Source organism: Pseudomonas sp. Con_6, from assembly GCF_059379395.1.
In genome coordinates this window covers 5,035,382-5,051,302 of the sequence record NZ_CM182011.1, presented here as the reverse complement: position 1 = coordinate 5,051,302, position 15,921 = coordinate 5,035,382, and the positions used below count along the sequence as shown (strand labels likewise).

Genomic DNA, 15,921 nt, shown 5'->3' with positions numbered 1-15,921 from the left:
GGCGCTTGCTGGAAAAATTGCACACAAAAATGGCACTTAAAGTTACATGTATGTGTACAGTTTTTAGGTTGACTCGCTCCCACAGGTTGACCGCGTACATCAATCCATCGGCGGCAACCGCCGCTTCACCGGGGTCTTCTTGACGATCGCCGTACTCGTCTCGGCATGGCTGTTGAGCTTGTCCAGCAAGGTGTCCAACTGCTCCATCGAGCGCACATGCAGGCGCGCGATAAAGCAGTCATCCCCGGTCACCTTGTCGCACTCGGTGAACTCGGGAATGGCGATGATCTGCCGTTCCACCTCATGCAACTGCCCCGGCAACGGCCGGATCCGCACGATGGCCTGCAGCTGGTAGCCGAAGCTGCGGGCATCCACTTCCACCGTGTAACCCTTGAGCACCCCGCGTTCCTCCAGGCGTCGCAGGCGTTCGCTGACGCTGGGGGCGGACAGCCCGGTGAGGCTGGCCAGCGCCTTCAGCGAGCGCCGCGAGTCCTCCATCAGGGCATTGAGCAGCAGTTGGTCGATGGCATCGGTCATGGGTAACACGCCTCGTAAGGTGAGTTGGTGTAATTGCCTTGATAACAAAGGTTAGCCGACATTCCAGCCTTGTTTATCCACTGGAACGGCCCGCAAGACCCTCGTCATAATCTGTCACATCTACTGGGAGGTGCGTGATGGACAATTCGCTGCGTCGCGGTTCGCTGGAAATGATCGGCGCCATGCTGATCTCCGGGACCATTGGCTGGTTCGTGCTGGTCTCCGGGCAACCGGTGCTGGATGTGGTGTTCTGGCGCTGCCTGTTCGGCGCCGCCACCTTGCTGGCGATCTGCGCGGCCATGGGTTTCCTGCGCCCGGGCCTGCTGACCCGCACGACCTTCCTGCTCGCCGTGCTCAGTGGCGTGGCCATCGTCGGCAACTGGGTGCTGCTGTTCGCCTCCTATTCGCGGGCGTCCATCGCCATCGGCACGGCGGTGTACAACGTTCAGCCGTTCATGCTGGTGGGCCTGGCGGCGCTGTTCCTCGGCGAGAAGATCACCGTGCCCAAGCTGTTCTGGCTGGGTGTGTCCTTCGCCGGCATGCTGGCCATCGTCAGTGCCCACGGCAGCCAGGGCGAGAGCGGTGACGCCTACCTGCTGGGCATCGCCCTGGCCCTCGGCGCGGCGTTCCTCTATGCCGTCGCGGCATTGGTCATCAAGCGCCTGACCGGCACGCCGCCGCATCTGATCGCGCTGATCCAGGTGTGCACCGGGGTGCTGTTGCTGGCGCCGTTCGCCAACCTCGGCGGCTTGCCGACCGGTCATGCCGAACTGGGTAGCCTGGTGACCCTGGGCATCGTTCACACCGGCCTGATGTACGTGCTGCTGTATGGCGCAATCCAGAAACTGCCGACCGCGCTGACCGGCGCACTGTCGTTCATCTATCCGATCGCCGCCATCGGGGTGGACTGGATCGCGTTCGGTCACCGCCTGGAAGCCCTGCAATGGCTGGGCGTGGCGGCGATCCTGCTGGCGGCTGCCGGCATGCAACGGGGCTGGTGGTTCAAATCCGCCGTCCGCGCGAGCGACGCAAAGGCGTAGAATGCGCCGCTTTAGTTCGCCGAAAACCCGCCATGACCGCTGCCATCGAAACTCTGCACCACCACCTGCTGACCGCCCTGAACCCGCCGCCGAGTGAAACCCGGCGGCTGTTTCATGGCCGCGGGCGCTGCTGGCCGGGGCTGGAGCAGATCACCGTGGACTGGCTGCAGGGTGTGTTGCTGGTGGCGCTGTTCCGCGAGCCGCCGCAAGGCCAACTGGCGGAACTGCAAGCCATGTTGCGCGGGTTGGCGCCGGAAGGCGTGGCGGTACTGATCCAGCATCGCTACCTGCCGGACAGCCCCGGCCACTGGCTGCTGGGGGAGCCCTGCGAGTCGAAGGTGATCGAAGAGGATGGCTTGCGCTACCAATTGGACCTGGGCCTGAAGCAGAACAACGGGCTGTTCCTCGACATGCGCTACGGCCGGCGCTGGGTTCGCGAGCAGGCGGCGGGCAAGCGGGTGCTCAATCTGTTCGCCTACACCTGCGGTTTCTCGGTGGCGGCGATTGCGGGTGGAGCGGAGCAGGTGGTCAACCTGGACATGTCCAGGGCGGCGCTGTCCCGCGGGCGAGACAATCACCGGCTCAATGACCATGACCTGAGCCGGGTCGGTTTCCTTGGCCATGAACTGTTCAAGTCCTGGGGCAAGGTGCGCAAGTCGGCGCCCTACGACCTGATCATCATCGATCCGCCGACCTTCCAGAAGGGCAGCTTCGCCCTGACCCAGGACTACGCGAAGATCCTGCGGCGTCTGCCGGAGTTGCTGAACGAGGACGGGACGGTGCTGGCCTGCGTGAACGATCCGGGGATCGGGCCGGAGTTCCTGATCCAGGGGATGGCAGAGCAGGCGCCGGGGTTGAGGTTCGTCGAGCGGCTGGAGAATCCGCCGGAGTTTCCCGAGATCGAGGTGGGTGGTGGTTTGAAGGCTTTGGTCTTCCGCTGACCTTCAGGGCCTCATCGCGGGCAACGCCCGCTTCCACAGGTCCTGTGCCTGCCGCCGAGAGGCCCTCAAGAACGACACAGACCCTGTGTCCATTGCCGAACCTTGTGGGAGCGGGCGTTGCCCGCGATGAGGCCCTCAAGAACACCACAAATTATTGAGCTACATCCCGCTGCGGCAACGGGTTGTACTGGGCAAAACTCACCTCGTCGGTCTGGTCCACCAGTTTCTTCAACCGCTCGTTGAACGCCCGGTTCACCGCATACTGCCCGCCCGACGTGGTCCTGAACTGCGCCGTCAGGGTCATGCCATTCAGGTTCATGCTGTCCACCCCGAACACCTGCAACGGCCCCTGCAGGTTGTGCCTCAGGATCGGGTCCTCGCTGATCGACTGTCCCGCCTCGCGAATCAGCTTCAGGGCCGTGTCCACGTCCGAGTCATAGCTGAACTGCACCGAGAAGAACGCATAGGCGAACTGCCGCGACTGGTTGGTGACCGCCTTGATCTGGCCGAAGGGTACCGAATGCACAAAGCCTTTGCCGTCGCGCAGACGCAGGGTGCGGATGGTCAGGCTCTCGACGGTTCCGGCATGCCCGGAGTCGAGCACCACCCAGTCGCCGATGGCGATGGTGTCCTCGATCAGGATGAACAGCCCGGTGATCACGTCCTGCACCAGTTGCTGCGAGCCGAAGCCGATGGCCAGGCCGACCACCCCGGCACCGGCGAGGAACGGCGCCACGTTGATCCCCAGGTTGGCCATGGTGGTGATGGTGCAGATCACCACCAGCACCACCTTGGTGGCGTTGCGCAGCATCGGCAGGATGGTCCGCGTGCGAGTGCTGGGCTGGCGCGAATTGCGCTTGCCCGGCGTGGGTTTCAGGGCCTCCTGGATGGCGGTGTCGATCACCACCCAGAGCAGCCAGGTCACCAGCAGGATCAGGCCGATGCTGCTCAGGGAGTCGCTGATCGCCCGGCCCAGGCTGTTGCGCAGGGCGAAGTCCAGCACCGAGAAGCCCCAGATGCGCCCGAGCAGTTCGATGAAGGCCACCGCCATGGCGATGCGCAGCAGGGCGTGAGCCAGGCTGTAGAGCAGTTCCTTGTAGGGGCGCAGGCGCTGTTCGGTCTGCCGTGGCTTGAACAGGTGCTGCAGGGTGATGCTGAGGAACACCGTGCCGATCAGCAGCACGGTGGTCAGCAGGGCCTTCTGCAGGGCGCGCTGGCTTTCCTCGCCGGCGCCGATCAGGTTGATCGCCGAGACCAGGATCATCATCAGGATCGGCAGGTACCACAGTGCCGAGAAGATTCGCAGGGTTTCCTGCACGGCGCGGTGTTGCAGGCGCTCCTTGAGGTTGCGGTTGCGGATCAGGTGCGCCACCGGGCGCCGCGAGCGCAGGACCAGCACGGCGAAGGTCAGGGTCGCCAGCAGACCGGTGATCGCGGCGGTGCTGCTGGTCAGGTTGCCGCCCAGTTGGCGGACGATCTGCGGACTGGTCAGGGCGTCGCTCCAGGCGGCGAGGAAGCCCACCATGAACAGCGGCCGTGGCGCTGACTCGCGGAGAATACGCACCGCGGCGCGCTTGTGGCCGACGTCGAAGAGGGTGATCAGGCAGAGGATGATCGAGGTGGAGAAGAGGCCGCTGCTGGTGGCGTAGGCCAGGCTCATGCCCAGGGCGCGGCCCACCGAGGGGTCCAGCTGACGGCTGACGAACAGCGCGGCGGGCAGGCTGATCAGCGCGGGCAGGGTAAAGGACAGCAGGTAGCCGAGCAGTTTTTGCGGGCGCGGGCGTTCGCGCAGGAGCCGGGTGCGCGCCGATCGGCGCGAGGCGAGGCGGCCCAGGTAGCAGAGCAAGGCGAAGCTGGCGGCCCAGGCGGCGCTGAGGATGAGGAAGTCACGGGCCATCTGCAGCCTGTCTTCCGGGCTGTGCCGGGTGACCAGTTGTCCGGCCTCGTTGGCCGCACGGTCGGCGCGCAGGCGCCAGGCGTCGAGCAGGTGGTGGTCGAGGTCGAGTTCGTCGGAGACATCGTCCAGGCCGTTGGCCAGGGCACCGAGCAAGCCGCCCTGGACCACGGGTTCCGGCTCCTTGGCCGGCGGTTCGCCGGTGATGGCGGACAACGGGCCGGCGGCGAATGCGGGCGTCCCGAGCAGGGTACAGAGCAGGAGGACGAGGAGGGTACGGATCACGGGGTACTCCTTTCAGCCGTGGGGTGACGGAAAGGGTAGACAATGCTCGGGCGGGTTTTTCTGCGAGGGATTTGCAATACCGGAGGGCCAATCGCTGGCAAGCCAGCTTCCACAGGTACCGCGCCGCTTTCGAAGCCAGTGGAGACCTTGTGGGAGCTGGCTTGCCAGCGATGGAGCCCTAAAGTCAGGCCCCAGATTTATTTGCCGGTATAGATCTGGTCGAAGATCCCGCCATCGTTGAAGTGGGTCTTCTGCACGGTGCGCCAGTCACCGAAGGTCTTCTCCACCGAGAGGAATTCCACTTTCGGGAAGCGGTCGGTGTACTTGGCCAGCACCGCCGGATCCCGCGGGCGCAGGTAGTTGGCGGCGGCGATTTCCTGGGCTTCAGGCGACCACAGGTACTTCAGGTATTCCTCGGCGGTGGCGCGGCTGCCTTTCTTGTCGACCACCTTGTCCACCACGCTCACCGGCGGCTCGGCCTCGGCGGACACGCTCGGGTAGATCACCTCGAACTGGTCGCGACCGAACTCGCGGGCGATCATCTCGGCCTCGTTCTCGAAGGTCACCAGCACGTCGCCGATCTGGTTGGTCATGAAGGTGGTCGTGGCGGCACGGCCACCGGTGTCCAGCACTGGCGCCTGCTTGAACAGCTTGCCGACGAAATCCTTGGCCTTGGCTTCGTCGCCGCCGGTCTTGAGGACGTAGCCCCAGGCCGAGAGGTAGGTGTAGCGGCCGTTACCCGAGGTCTTCGGGTTCGGCACGATCACCTGCACGCCATCCTTGAGCAGGTCCGGCCAGTCCTTCAGTGCTTTCGGGTTGCCCTTGCGCACGATGAACACGGTGGCCGAGGTGAAGGGCGCGCTGTTGTTCGGCAGACGGGTCACCCAGTTGTCCGGGACCAGCTTGCCGTTGTCGGCCAGGGCGTTGATGTCGGTGGCCATGTTCATGGTGATGACATCGGCCGGCAGGCCGTCGATCACGGCGCGGGCCTGCTTGCTCGAACCGCCGAAGGACATCTGGATGTTGATCTTCTCTTTGTGCTCGGCTTCCCAGTGCTTCTGGAAGGCGACGTTGTAGTCCTTGTAGAAGTCGCGCATCACGTCGTAGGAGACGTTCAGCAGCGGAGCAGGAGCGGCCTGGGCAACGCTGCCCACGGCCAGGCTCGCGGCGAGAAGCGAGGCACCGAAGAGTTTTTTCACTGTGCATTCCTTGTTGGCATTGGAGTTAAAGGCATTGTGCCAGCGACTATAGCCAAACGCCGCTTAGGCACAAAAAGATTAAAAAGTACTGTGCTTATTCCAGCTTCTTGAACAACGCATTGCCGCAGCGCGAGCAGAACGCGGCGCCATGTTCGTGGCTGCCTTTACGGCAAACCGGGCAATCATGGCGCAGTTGCTCGCCACGCATGGCGTTGGCCAGTTCGGCGGTAAAGATACCGGTGGGCACGGCGATGATCGAGTAGCCGGTGATCATCACCATCGAGGAGATGACCTGGCCCAGCGGCGTCTTCGGCACGATGTCGCCGAAGCCCACGGTGGTCAGGGTGACGATGGCCCAGTAGATGCCCTTGGGGATGCTGGTGAAGCCGTGTTCGGGACCTTCGACCACGTACATCAGGGTGCCGAACACCGTGACCAGGGTCGACACGCTGACCAGGAACACGATGATCTTCTGCTTGCTGCCCCGCAGGGCGTCGAGCAGGTAGTGGGCCTGCTTGAGGTAGGGGCTGAGCTTGAGTACGCGGAAGATCCGCAGCATGCGGATGACCCGGATGATCAGCAGGTACTGGGCGTCGCTGTAGTACAACGCGATGATGCCGGGGACGATGGCCAGCAGGTCGACCAGGCCGTAGAAGCTGAAGGCGTAGCGCATGGGCTTGGGCGAGCAGTACAGGCGCAGCAGGTACTCGACCAGGAACACCGCCGTGAAGCCCCACTCGATGGCGGCGAGCAGGCCGGCGTAGCTCTGATGGACCTCGTCGATGCTGTCGAGGATCACGGTGACCAGGCTGGCGAGGATGATCAGCAGCAGGATGGTATCGAAGCGGCGGCCGGCGATGGTGTCGGTTTGAAAGACGATGACATAGAGCCGTTCGCGCAGGCTCTGGGGGGTGTCCATAGGGATGGTGGTTCCAAAAGCGGGGTGGTGCTGGGAAGCCTAGGGTGGGATCCGGCAGTTGTGCAAGCTTCCAGGGCCCAATCGCTGGCTTGCCAGCGATAGCGTCAGATGCAGCGACTCTGCACCCCGGTCCCTTTTACATCCCCCAGCCGCACCATCCAGCACGCCACGATGAACGGCGCCGTCAGCCCCGGAATCGGCAGCAGGTTGAACAACGGCTGCACCGCGATCGCCAGCACGATCGCCAGCAACGGCTTCCACGGCTGCGCCCGGGTTCCGCTGAAGGCCAGCGCCGCCAGCGCCGCGTTGAAGCCATACAGCCCCATGTAGGCCGCCGTGGCCTCTCCACCGAGCAGCGCGACACTGCCGCCGATAGCCGCGCCAACGAAGGCCCAGGCCGCGGCATAGCGATCCGCCAACAACAGCCCCAGGGCAATCAGCATCCCCGCCAGCGGTTGGTCGAGCAGGAAGATCTGCCCCAGCCCCCGCGCCAGCGCATCCAGGGCACTGGCCGGCACTGGCGTATTGGCCGTCGTCGCGGGCTCGGCCACCAGCAACAAGGCCCAGCCCGCCAGCACGAAGGGCAGGGTATAGGCCGGCAGTAACACCGAGCCGCCGCGCTTGAGCCACTGGTGCACGAGCATGCTGCTCAGCCCGGCGGCGGCGATGATCAGCGGCAGCAGCAACGGCGACCACGGCAGCAGGTAGCTGAACAGCACGCCGATCAGCACGCCGTTGTAGCTGTACAGTCCGGCCTGGCGGTCGGCGCGGTTGTAGCCGCGGCGCTGCGCCGTGAGCAGCCCGGCAAGGGCACCCAGCAGCGCGCCGCCGATCAGTTGCGGTGCGGTAATGAGGATGGCCAGCAGGCAACAGAGGCCGCACAGCGGATTGCGCTGCAGCAGCACCTGGCTGAAGCCGTTGAGCAAGGCAGTGGCCCAGTCCGGGCACGGGTTTACAAAATTCTTCGTGTACATGGCAGTAGGTCTGAAGTGAAGTGGGGCGCCTCTTTGGGCGTGTGTTTTCCCACGGTTACGGGTACAGCTTTTCTTCTGTCGTGGATCGCGGAGCACGCTGGCGGCCACGGCTTCACGCGGATGAAGCGATGACCGCCGGCCTGCCCCGCGAAAGGGTCAAAGCAGGGTTTCGATCCGCAGCGAGTTAGTCGATCCCGGTTGGCCAAAAGGCACACCGGCGGTAATCAGCAGCGTGTCGCCGCGGTTGGCCATGCCCTGGGCCTGGGCGATTTCCAATGCGGTGGAGCAGACTTCGTCGACCTGGCGCAGGCGGTCGTTGACCACCGAGTGCACGCCCCAGACCACGCTCAGGCGCCGCGCGGTGACCAGGTTCGGGGTCAGGTTGAGAATCGGCGCCCGTGGCCGCTCGCGGGAGGCGCGCAGGGTCGAGTTGCCGGATTCGCTGTAGTTGACCAGCACCGCCACCGGCAGGATGCCGCTGATGCGGCGGATGGCGCAGCTGATGGCGTCGGACACGGTGGCCTCGGCCTTCGGCCGGCCGACATCGAGCTGGGTCTGGTAGTCCGGGCCGGACTCCACCTGGCGGATGATCTTGCTCATCATCTGCACGGCTTCGAGCGGGTAGTCGCCGGAGGCGGTTTCCGCCGACAGCATCACCGCATCGGCACCTTCGGCCACGGCGTTGGCGACGTCGGTCACCTCGGCGCGGGTCGGTGCCGGGGAGAAGCGCATCGATTCGAGCATCTGCGTGGCCACCACCACCGGACGGCCGAGCTGGCGGCAGGTGGCGATGATGTTCTTCTGGATCTGCGGCACGGCCTCGGCCGGCACTTCCACGCCCAGGTCACCACGGGCGACCATGATCGCGTCGCTCAGTTCGGCGATCTCGCGCAGTTGGGTGACGGCCGAGGGCTTCTCGATCTTGGCCATCAGGAAGGCGCGGTCGCCGATCAACTGGCGGGCCTCGACGATGTCCTCGGGACGCTGCACGAACGACAGCGCCACCCAGTCCACGCCCAGTTCCAGGCCGAAGGTGAGGTCGCGGCGGTCCTTGGCGGTCAGCGGGCTCAGGTCCAGCACCGCCTGCGGCACGTTCACGCCCTTGCGGTCGGACAGCTCGCCGCCGTTGAGCACGCGGGTGTCGATGGCGTCGGCGTGCTTGGCGGTCACTTGCAGGCGCAGGCGACCGTCATCCACCAGCAGGTCCATGCCCGGTTCCAGCGCGGCGATGATTTCCGGGTGCGGCAGGTTGACCCGGGTGGCGTCGCCCGGGGTCGGATCGAGGTCCAGGCGCAGGGACTGGCCACGCTGGAGCATGACCTTGCCTTCGGCCAGGCGGCCGACCCGCAGCTTCGGCCCCTGCAGGTCCATGAGGATGCCCAGCGGGTAGTTCAGCTGGCTTTCCACCTCGCGGATCCACTGGTAGCGCATCGCATGGTCTTCATGCTCGCCGTGGCTGAAGTTGAGACGGAAGATGTTGACCCCGGCTTCCACCAGGGCGCGGACGTCGTCGATACCTTTGATGGCAGGGCCGAGGGTGGCGAGGATTTTGACTTTTTTGTCAGGCGTCATGTTGGGCAGTCTCAAGAATGAGGATGGCGCGGAAATCGTTGACGTTGGTGCGGGTCGGCTCGGTGACGATCAGCGAGTCGAGCGCGGCGAAGTAGCCATAGCCGTTGTTGTTGTCCAGCTCGTCGGAGGCCGACAGGCCCAGGGCCTGGGCGCGGGCGTAGCTGTCCGGGGTCATGAGGGCGCCGGCGTTGTCTTCCGAGCCGTCGATGCCGTCGGTGTCGCCGGCCAGGGCGTACACGCCGGGCAGGCCCTTGAGGCTTTCGGTGAGGCTGAGGAGAAACTCGGCGTTGCGTCCGCCACGGCCATTGCCGCGCACGGTCACCGTGGTTTCACCACCGGAGAGGATCACGCAGGGCGCGGCCAGTGGCTGGCCATGCAGGACCACCTGGCGGGCGATACCGGCGTGGACCTTGGCCACTTCCCGCGATTCGCCTTCCAGGTCGCCGAGGATCAGCGGGCTGAAGCCGGCTTGCCGGGCCTTCACCGCAGCGGCTTCCAGCGACTGCTGGGGCCGGGCGATCAGTTGGAAGTGGCTGCGGGCCAGGGCCGGGTCGTCGGCCTTCACGGTTTCCGAGGCGGGGTTGTTCAGCCAGTCGATCACGGCTTTCGGCGCTTCGATGTTGTAGCGCTTGAGGATCGCCAGGGCTTCGGCCGAGGTGCTCGGGTCGGCCACGGTGGGGCCGGAGGCGATGACCGTGGCGAGGTCGCCCGGCACATCGGAAATCGCGTAGGTGTACACGGTGGCCGGCCAGCAGGCCTTGGCCAGGCGTCCGCCCTTGATCGCCGAGAGGTGCTTGCGCACGCAGTTCATCTCGCCGATGGTGGCGCCGGACTTGAGCAGGGCCTTGTTGATCTGCTGCTTGTCGGCCAGGGTCAGGCCTTCGGCCGGCAGGGCCAGCAGGGCCGAGCCGCCGCCGGACAGGAGGAAGATCACCCGGTCGTCGGCGCCGAGGTCGCTGACCATCTCCAGCACGCGCTTGGCCACGGCCAGGCCGGCGGCGTCGGGGACGGGGTGGGCGGCTTCCACCACTTCGATCTTCGAGCAGCTGGCGCCGTGGCCGTAGCGGGTCACTACCAGGCCGCGGACTTCGCCCTGCCAGGCGCGCTCGACCACTTCGGCCATGGCCGCAGCGGCCTTGCCGGCGCCGATGACGATCACCCGGCCGCTGCGGTCGGCGGGCAGGTGGGCTTCGAGGACCTGACGCGGGTGCGCGGCATCGATGGCCGTGGCGAACAGGTCGCGGAGAAATTGTTGCGGATCGACCGACATCTCAGGCCTCCAAATCTTATTGTTCTGCAGAATCAAAAACGCCCCTGGGACGGCCTCCGTGCAGGCTGAACCAGGGGCGGTGTTGCGCGGTTGCAACTGCCAGCCACAAGAATGAAAGGGACGATGCGCGGCCCTTCGCTCCGCGGCGTGCAGGTCGTGCTTACTTGTCGTCGCGGATCGAGAAGTTGGCCATGTGTTCCAGGCCCTTGATCAGCGCCGAGTGGTCCCAGTTGGCACCACCGATGGCCGCGCAGGTGCTGAACACTTGCTGGGCGTTGGAGGTGTTGGGCAGGTTGATGTTCAGCTCCTTGGCGCCTTGCAGGGCCAGGTTCAGGTCCTTCTGGTGCAGGCTGATGCGGAAGCCTGGATCGAAGGTGCCCTTGATCATGCGCTCGCCGTGCACTTCGAGGATCTTCGACGACGCGAAGCCGCCCATCAGTGCTTCGCGGACCTTGGCCGGATCGGCGCCGTTCTTGGCGGCGAACAGCAGGGCTTCGGCGACGGCCTGGATGTTCAGGGCGACGATGATCTGGTTGGCGACCTTGGCGGTCTGGCCGTCACCGTTGCCACCGACGCGGGTGATGTTCTTGCCCATGGCCTGGAACAGCGGCAGGGTGCGCTCGAAGGCTTTCGGGCAGCCGCCGACCATGATGCTCAGGGTCGCGGCCTTGGCACCGACTTCGCCGCCGGACACCGGTGCGTCCAGGTAGGCAGCACCGGTGGCCTTGATCTTCTCGGCGAAGGCCTTGGTGGCGGTAGGGGAGATCGAGCTCATGTCGATCACGATCTTGTTCGGGCCAACGCCTTCGGCGACGCCGTTGTCACCGAACAGGACGCTTTCGACCTGCGGGGTGTCCGGGACCATGACGATGATGAATTCGGCTTCCTGGGCCACTTCCTTCGGATTGGCCAGGGCCACGGCGCCAGCGGCGATCAGGTCGGCAGGGGCTGCGTCGTGGTGGGTGGAAACGAACAGGCTGTGACCTGCTTTCTGCAGGTTCTGCGCCATTGGGCGGCCCATGATGCCGGTGCCGATGAAACCGATTTTAGCCATGAGAAATTGCCTCTTCTTTTAATCAGGAGCGACGCGGTCCCTGTGGGAGCTGGCTTGCCAGCGATAGGGCCGGCAGCAGCAACGATGTTGTCCGGTCGGGCCTCATCGCTGGCAAGCCAGCTCCCACAGGGGAGGGCGGTGCTTGTTAGATCGCGTTATGGGTCTTCAGCCAGCCCAGGCCTTCCTCGGTGGTGGTCTTGGGCTTGTACTCCGCGCCCACCCAGCCCTGGTAGCCGATGCGGTCCAGGTGCTCGAACAGGAAGCGGTAGTTGATCTCGCCGGTGCCCGGTTCGTGACGGCCCGGGTTGTCGGCCAGCTGGATGTGGTTGATTTTCGCCAGGTTGGTTTCCATGGTCCGCGCCAGGTCACCTTCCATGATTTGCATGTGGTAGATGTCGTACTGCAGGAACAGGTTGTCGCTGCCCACCTCGGCCTGGATCTCCAGGGCCTGCTGGGTGGTGTTCAGGTAGAAACCGGGGATGTCGCGGGTGTTGATCATTTCCATGACCAGTTTGATCCCGGCAGCCTTCAGCTTGTCGGCGGCGAACTTCAGGTTGTCGACGAAGGTCTTGCGCACGTCGGCGCACTGCCGCCCTTGTGGACGGATGCCGGCCAGGCAGTTGACCTGGGTGTTGCCCAGGACCTTGGCGTAGGCGATGGCCAGGTCGACGCCGCTGCGGAATTCCTCGACCCGGGCCGGGTCGCAGGCGATGCCGCGGTCACCCTTGGCCCAGTCGCCGGCCGGCAGGTTGAACAGCACCTGGGTCAGGCCGTGGGCGTCGAGCAGTTGCTTGATCTCGGTCGCCGGGTAGTCGTACGGGAACAGGTACTCGACACCGCTGAAACCAGCGTCGGCGGCAGCCTTGAAGCGGGCGGTGAAGTCCTGTTCGGTGAACAGCATGGACAGGTTGGCGGCAAAACGTGGCATGGAATTCTCCTTGCTAGGTCGGGACCCCGCACCCGAAGGGCTGGGTCGCGCAGACGATCAGTCGAGCAGCGAAATCGCGGTTGGCGCGTCGTTGCCGACCAGCGCCAGGTCTTCGAATTCGTTGACCGCGTTGATTTCGGTACCCATGGAAATGTTGGTGACGCGCTCGAGGATCACTTCGACGACCACCGGTACGCGGAACTCTTCGGCCATCTTCTGCGCCTTGAGCAGGGCAGGGGCGATTTCCTCAGGCTTGAACACGCGCAGGGCTTTGCAACCCAGGCCTTCCACGACGGCGACGTGATCGACGCCATAACCGTTGACGTCCGGGGCGTTGATGTTCTCGAACGCGAGTTGTACACAGTAATCCATCTCGAAGCCACGCTGCGCCTGGCGGATCAGGCCGAGGTAGGCGTTGTTCACCAGCACGTGGACGTATGGCAGGTTGAACTGCGCGCCTACCGCCAGCTCTTCGATCATGAACTGGAAGTCATAGTCGCCCGACAGTGCCACGACCTTGCGGGTCGGGTCAGCCTTGACCACGCCCAGCGCGGCAGGGATGGTCCAGCCCAGCGGGCCGGCCTGGCCGCAGTTGATCCAGTGGCGTGGCTTGTAGACGTGGAGGAACTGTGCGCCGGCGATCTGCGACAGGCCGATGGTGCTGACGTAACAGGTGTCCTTGCCGAACACTTCGTTCATTTCCTGGTACACGCGCTGTGGCTTGACCGGAACGTTGTCGAAGTTGGTCTTGCGCTGCAGGCTCGACTTGCGGGCCTGGCAGTCTTTCAGCCATTCGCCGCGGCACTTCAGCTTGCCGGCGGCTTTCCACTCGCGAGCCACTTCGAGGAAGGCATCCAGTGCGGAGCCGGCGTCTGACACGATGCCCAGGTCCGGGGTGAACACGCGGCCGATCTGGGTCGGTTCGATATCGACGTGGATGAAGGTACGGCCTTCGGTGTAGACGTCGACGGAACCGGTGTGACGGTTGGCCCAGCGGTTGCCGATGCCGAACACCAGGTCGGATTTGAGCAGGGTGGCGTTGCCGTAGCGGTGCGAGGTCTGCAGGCCGACCATGCCGACCATCAGCTCGTGGTCGTCAGGGATGGTGCCCCAGCCCATCAGGGTCGGTACTACCGGTACGCCAGTCAGTTCGGCGAACTCCACCAGCTTGTCGCTGGCGTCGGCGTTGATGATGCCGCCACCGGCGACCAGCAACGGACGCTCGGCGTCATTGAGCATGGCCAGGGCTTTTTCCGCTTGCTTGCGGGTTGCGGCGGGCTTGGTGACCGGCAGCGGCTCGTAGGCATCGATGTCGAATTCGATCTCGGCCATCTGCACGTCGAATGGCAGGTCGATCAGCACGGGGCCTGGGCGGCCGGTGCGCATTTCGTAGAAGGCTTTCTGGAAGGCGTAGGGCACCTGGCCCGGTTCCAGGACGGTGGTCGCCCACTTGGTCACCGGCTTGACGATGCTGGTGATGTCCACGGCCTGGAAGTCTTCCTTGTGCAGGCGGGCACGTGGAGCCTGGCCGGTGATGCAGATAATCGGGATGGAGTCGGCGGAGGCGCTGTACAGACCGGTGACCATGTCGGTGCCCGCAGGGCCCGAGGTGCCGATGCATACGCCGATGTTGCCGGCCTTGGTGCGGGTGTAGCCCTCGGCCATGTGCGAGGCGCCTTCAACGTGGCGAGCGAGGACGTGATCGATACCGCCGACTTTCTTCAGGGCCGAGTACAGCGGGTTGATCGCTGCACCAGGAATGCCAAACGCGGTTTCCACACCTTCGCGGCGCATCACCAGAACGGCTGCATCGATTGCTCTCATTTTGCTCATGGCTTTGTGCCTCATTGATGTTGTAATTGTATACAAAACTGCTTTTGGCCAGAGTGTATTCACGGGATGCGACTCTGGTCAATCCCTTTCATCGCCCATGGGCGAAATGCCGCAGAAATGGGGTTTGCTGGGAATCAGGCAATCGGGTTCGAATTATTGTATACAAAAATTTTCTCCATTGTGTTCTATTTGGTCTATCAATTTTCACTTGCCCCCTGGGCTTCCAACAACAAGAGGACCGTTTCATGAACGCATTGAGCTTGAAAGTCGCCGTTGGCCTGGTGAATGGCGCGCTGGCGGCAGGTCGCAAGATCTGCGCTGCGCCGCTGACCGTGGTGGTGCTGGACGCCGGTGGCCACCTGCTGACCCTGCAGCGGGAAGATGGCGCCAGCCTGCTGCGACCGCAGGTGGCGATGGGCAAGGCCTGGGGTGCGATCGCACTGGGCAAGGGCTCGCGCCTGCTGGCCCTGGACGCGCAACAACGCCCGGCGTTCTTCGCCGCGCTCAATGGCCTGGGCCAGAGCCCGGTGGTGCCGGCGCCGGGTGGCGTGCTGATTCGCAATGAAGCGGGCGTGGTGCTCGGGGCGATCGGGATCAGCGGGGATACGTCGGATATCGACGAGCAGTGTGCGATCAGTGCGATCGAGGAGGCGGGGTTGCGGGCGGATGCGGGGGTTGCGGCCTAAGTCGGGAGGTTGGTGAAGGTCGGTGTGCGGATTCATCCGCGATTGGCCGCAAAGCGGCCATAAAACCTGAATCCCCGGTGTGTCAGGAGAAACCGGGACTCAGGATTTACGACGGCTTCGCCGCCGATCGCGGCGTTCCAGCGTTCCGGTGAATCCCCCACACCAATCGCGGAATCTTCAGTTGTCCGGCGCACAGCCCTTTAGAACCAGGCGAATGATCGTCTGCGCCGCCGCCTCGTAATCGCTGTCATCCAGCTTGGCCTTCCCGGTCACCACCGAGATCTGCCAGTCGAAATCCGCGTAGGTCTGGGTCGCCGCCCAGATGTTGAACATCAGGTGGTGCGGGTCCACCGGGGCGATCTGGCCCTTGTCGATCCAGCGCTGGATGCAGGCGATGTTGTGCCGGGCCTGGACGTTCAACTGCTCCACCTGGCGCGGGCTCAAATGCGGCGCGCCGTGCATGATCTCGCTGGCGAACACCTTCGACGCAAAGGGCAGGTCGCGGGAAATACGCACCTTGGAGCGGATATAGGCGCTCAACACCTCTTCCGGATCACCCTCGGCATTGAACGGCGTCGAAGCCTGCATGATCGGCTCGATGATGCTCTCCAGCACCTCGCGGTACAGGTTTTCCTTCGACTTGAAGTAGTAGTAGACGTTGGGCTTTGGCAGGCCCGCCTTGGCCGCGATATCACTGGTCTTGGTGGCGGCGAAGCCCTTGTCGGCGAACTCTTCACTGGCGGCGCGCAGGATCAGTTCCTTGTTGCGTTCGCGAATGGTACTCATGGG

At 64.5% G+C, this 15,921-nt stretch carries 13 protein-coding genes and 1 pseudogene; 3 read left to right on the top strand and 11 right to left on the bottom strand.

Annotation, left to right across the window (positions count from 1 at the left end):
• Positions 1-99: 99 nt before the first annotated feature.
• On the bottom strand, positions 100-537 hold the full coding sequence (locus tag AC5QPF_RS22415) for an Lrp/AsnC family transcriptional regulator (protein WP_316918792.1): 438 nt from the start codon (positions 535-537) through the stop codon (positions 100-102).
• Between the two features lie 137 nt (positions 538-674).
• Here AC5QPF_RS22415 and AC5QPF_RS22410 point away from each other — a divergent pair.
• Together AC5QPF_RS22410 and AC5QPF_RS22405 are read left to right on the top strand one after the other, a co-directional pair.
• A pseudogene (locus AC5QPF_RS22410) lies at positions 675-1,567 on the top strand (DMT family transporter); the annotation flags it as partial.
• A 42-nt stretch (positions 1,568-1,609) separates the two neighbouring features.
• Positions 1,610-2,518, top strand: a complete 909-nt coding sequence (locus tag AC5QPF_RS22405; protein ID WP_494964230.1) for a class I SAM-dependent methyltransferase — start codon at positions 1,610-1,612, stop codon at positions 2,516-2,518.
• Positions 2,519-2,669: 151 nt separating this feature from the next.
• On the opposite strand, the gene AC5QPF_RS22400 is transcribed toward AC5QPF_RS22405, so the two are convergent.
• From AC5QPF_RS22400 to gcl, 9 genes are all read right to left on the bottom strand, one after another.
• Positions 2,670-4,697 carry a mechanosensitive ion channel domain-containing protein gene (locus tag AC5QPF_RS22400; protein ID WP_494959939.1) on the bottom strand — a complete coding sequence of 676 codons (2,028 nt, stop codon included), beginning with the start codon at positions 4,695-4,697 and terminating at the stop codon, positions 2,670-2,672.
• Positions 4,698-4,894: 197 nt separating this feature from the next.
• Complete coding sequence (locus AC5QPF_RS22395; protein ID WP_494959938.1) at positions 4,895-5,896, bottom strand: sulfate ABC transporter substrate-binding protein; 1,002 nt, start codon at positions 5,894-5,896, stop codon at positions 4,895-4,897.
• Between the two features lie 94 nt (positions 5,897-5,990).
• Complete coding sequence (locus AC5QPF_RS22390; protein ID WP_494959937.1) at positions 5,991-6,815, bottom strand: ion transporter; 825 nt, start codon at positions 6,813-6,815, stop codon at positions 5,991-5,993.
• Positions 6,816-6,919: 104 nt separating this feature from the next.
• Complete coding sequence (locus AC5QPF_RS22385; RefSeq protein WP_494959936.1) at positions 6,920-7,789, bottom strand: urea transporter; 870 nt, start codon at positions 7,787-7,789, stop codon at positions 6,920-6,922.
• A 156-nt stretch (positions 7,790-7,945) separates the two neighbouring features.
• Entirely contained in the window at positions 7,946-9,361 is a 1,416-nt protein-coding gene (gene pyk / locus AC5QPF_RS22380; protein ID WP_494959935.1) for a pyruvate kinase, read from the bottom strand.
• The gene (locus AC5QPF_RS22375; protein WP_494959934.1) at positions 9,351-10,631 is read right to left on the bottom strand and encodes a DUF4147 domain-containing protein; all 1,281 of its coding nucleotides are present in this window, start codon (positions 10,629-10,631) and stop codon (positions 9,351-9,353) included. The genes pyk and AC5QPF_RS22375 overlap by 11 nt, the downstream gene beginning before the upstream one ends.
• A 160-nt stretch (positions 10,632-10,791) precedes the next feature.
• Complete coding sequence (locus AC5QPF_RS22370) at positions 10,792-11,685, bottom strand: 2-hydroxy-3-oxopropionate reductase (protein WP_494959933.1); 894 nt, start codon at positions 11,683-11,685, stop codon at positions 10,792-10,794.
• Between the two features lie 145 nt (positions 11,686-11,830).
• Positions 11,831-12,613 carry a hydroxypyruvate isomerase gene (gene hyi, locus AC5QPF_RS22365; protein ID WP_494959932.1) on the bottom strand — a complete coding sequence of 261 codons (783 nt, stop codon included), beginning with the start codon at positions 12,611-12,613 and terminating at the stop codon, positions 11,831-11,833.
• 57 nt (positions 12,614-12,670) lie between these two features.
• On the bottom strand, positions 12,671-14,446 hold the full coding sequence (gcl, locus tag AC5QPF_RS22360; RefSeq protein WP_494959931.1) for a glyoxylate carboligase: 1,776 nt from the start codon (positions 14,444-14,446) through the stop codon (positions 12,671-12,673).
• Positions 14,447-14,691: 245 nt separating this feature from the next.
• On the opposite strand from gcl, the gene AC5QPF_RS22355 reads away from it, so the two are divergent.
• Positions 14,692-15,132 carry a heme-binding protein gene (locus tag AC5QPF_RS22355; RefSeq protein WP_494959930.1) on the top strand — a complete coding sequence of 147 codons (441 nt, stop codon included), beginning with the start codon at positions 14,692-14,694 and terminating at the stop codon, positions 15,130-15,132.
• 177 nt (positions 15,133-15,309) lie between these two features.
• Here the strand turns inward: AC5QPF_RS22355 and AC5QPF_RS22350 are convergent, their stop codons facing one another.
• Entirely contained in the window at positions 15,310-15,918 is a 609-nt protein-coding gene (locus AC5QPF_RS22350) for a TetR family transcriptional regulator C-terminal domain-containing protein (RefSeq protein ID WP_494959929.1), read from the bottom strand.
• Between the last annotated feature and the right edge of the window lie 3 nt (positions 15,919-15,921).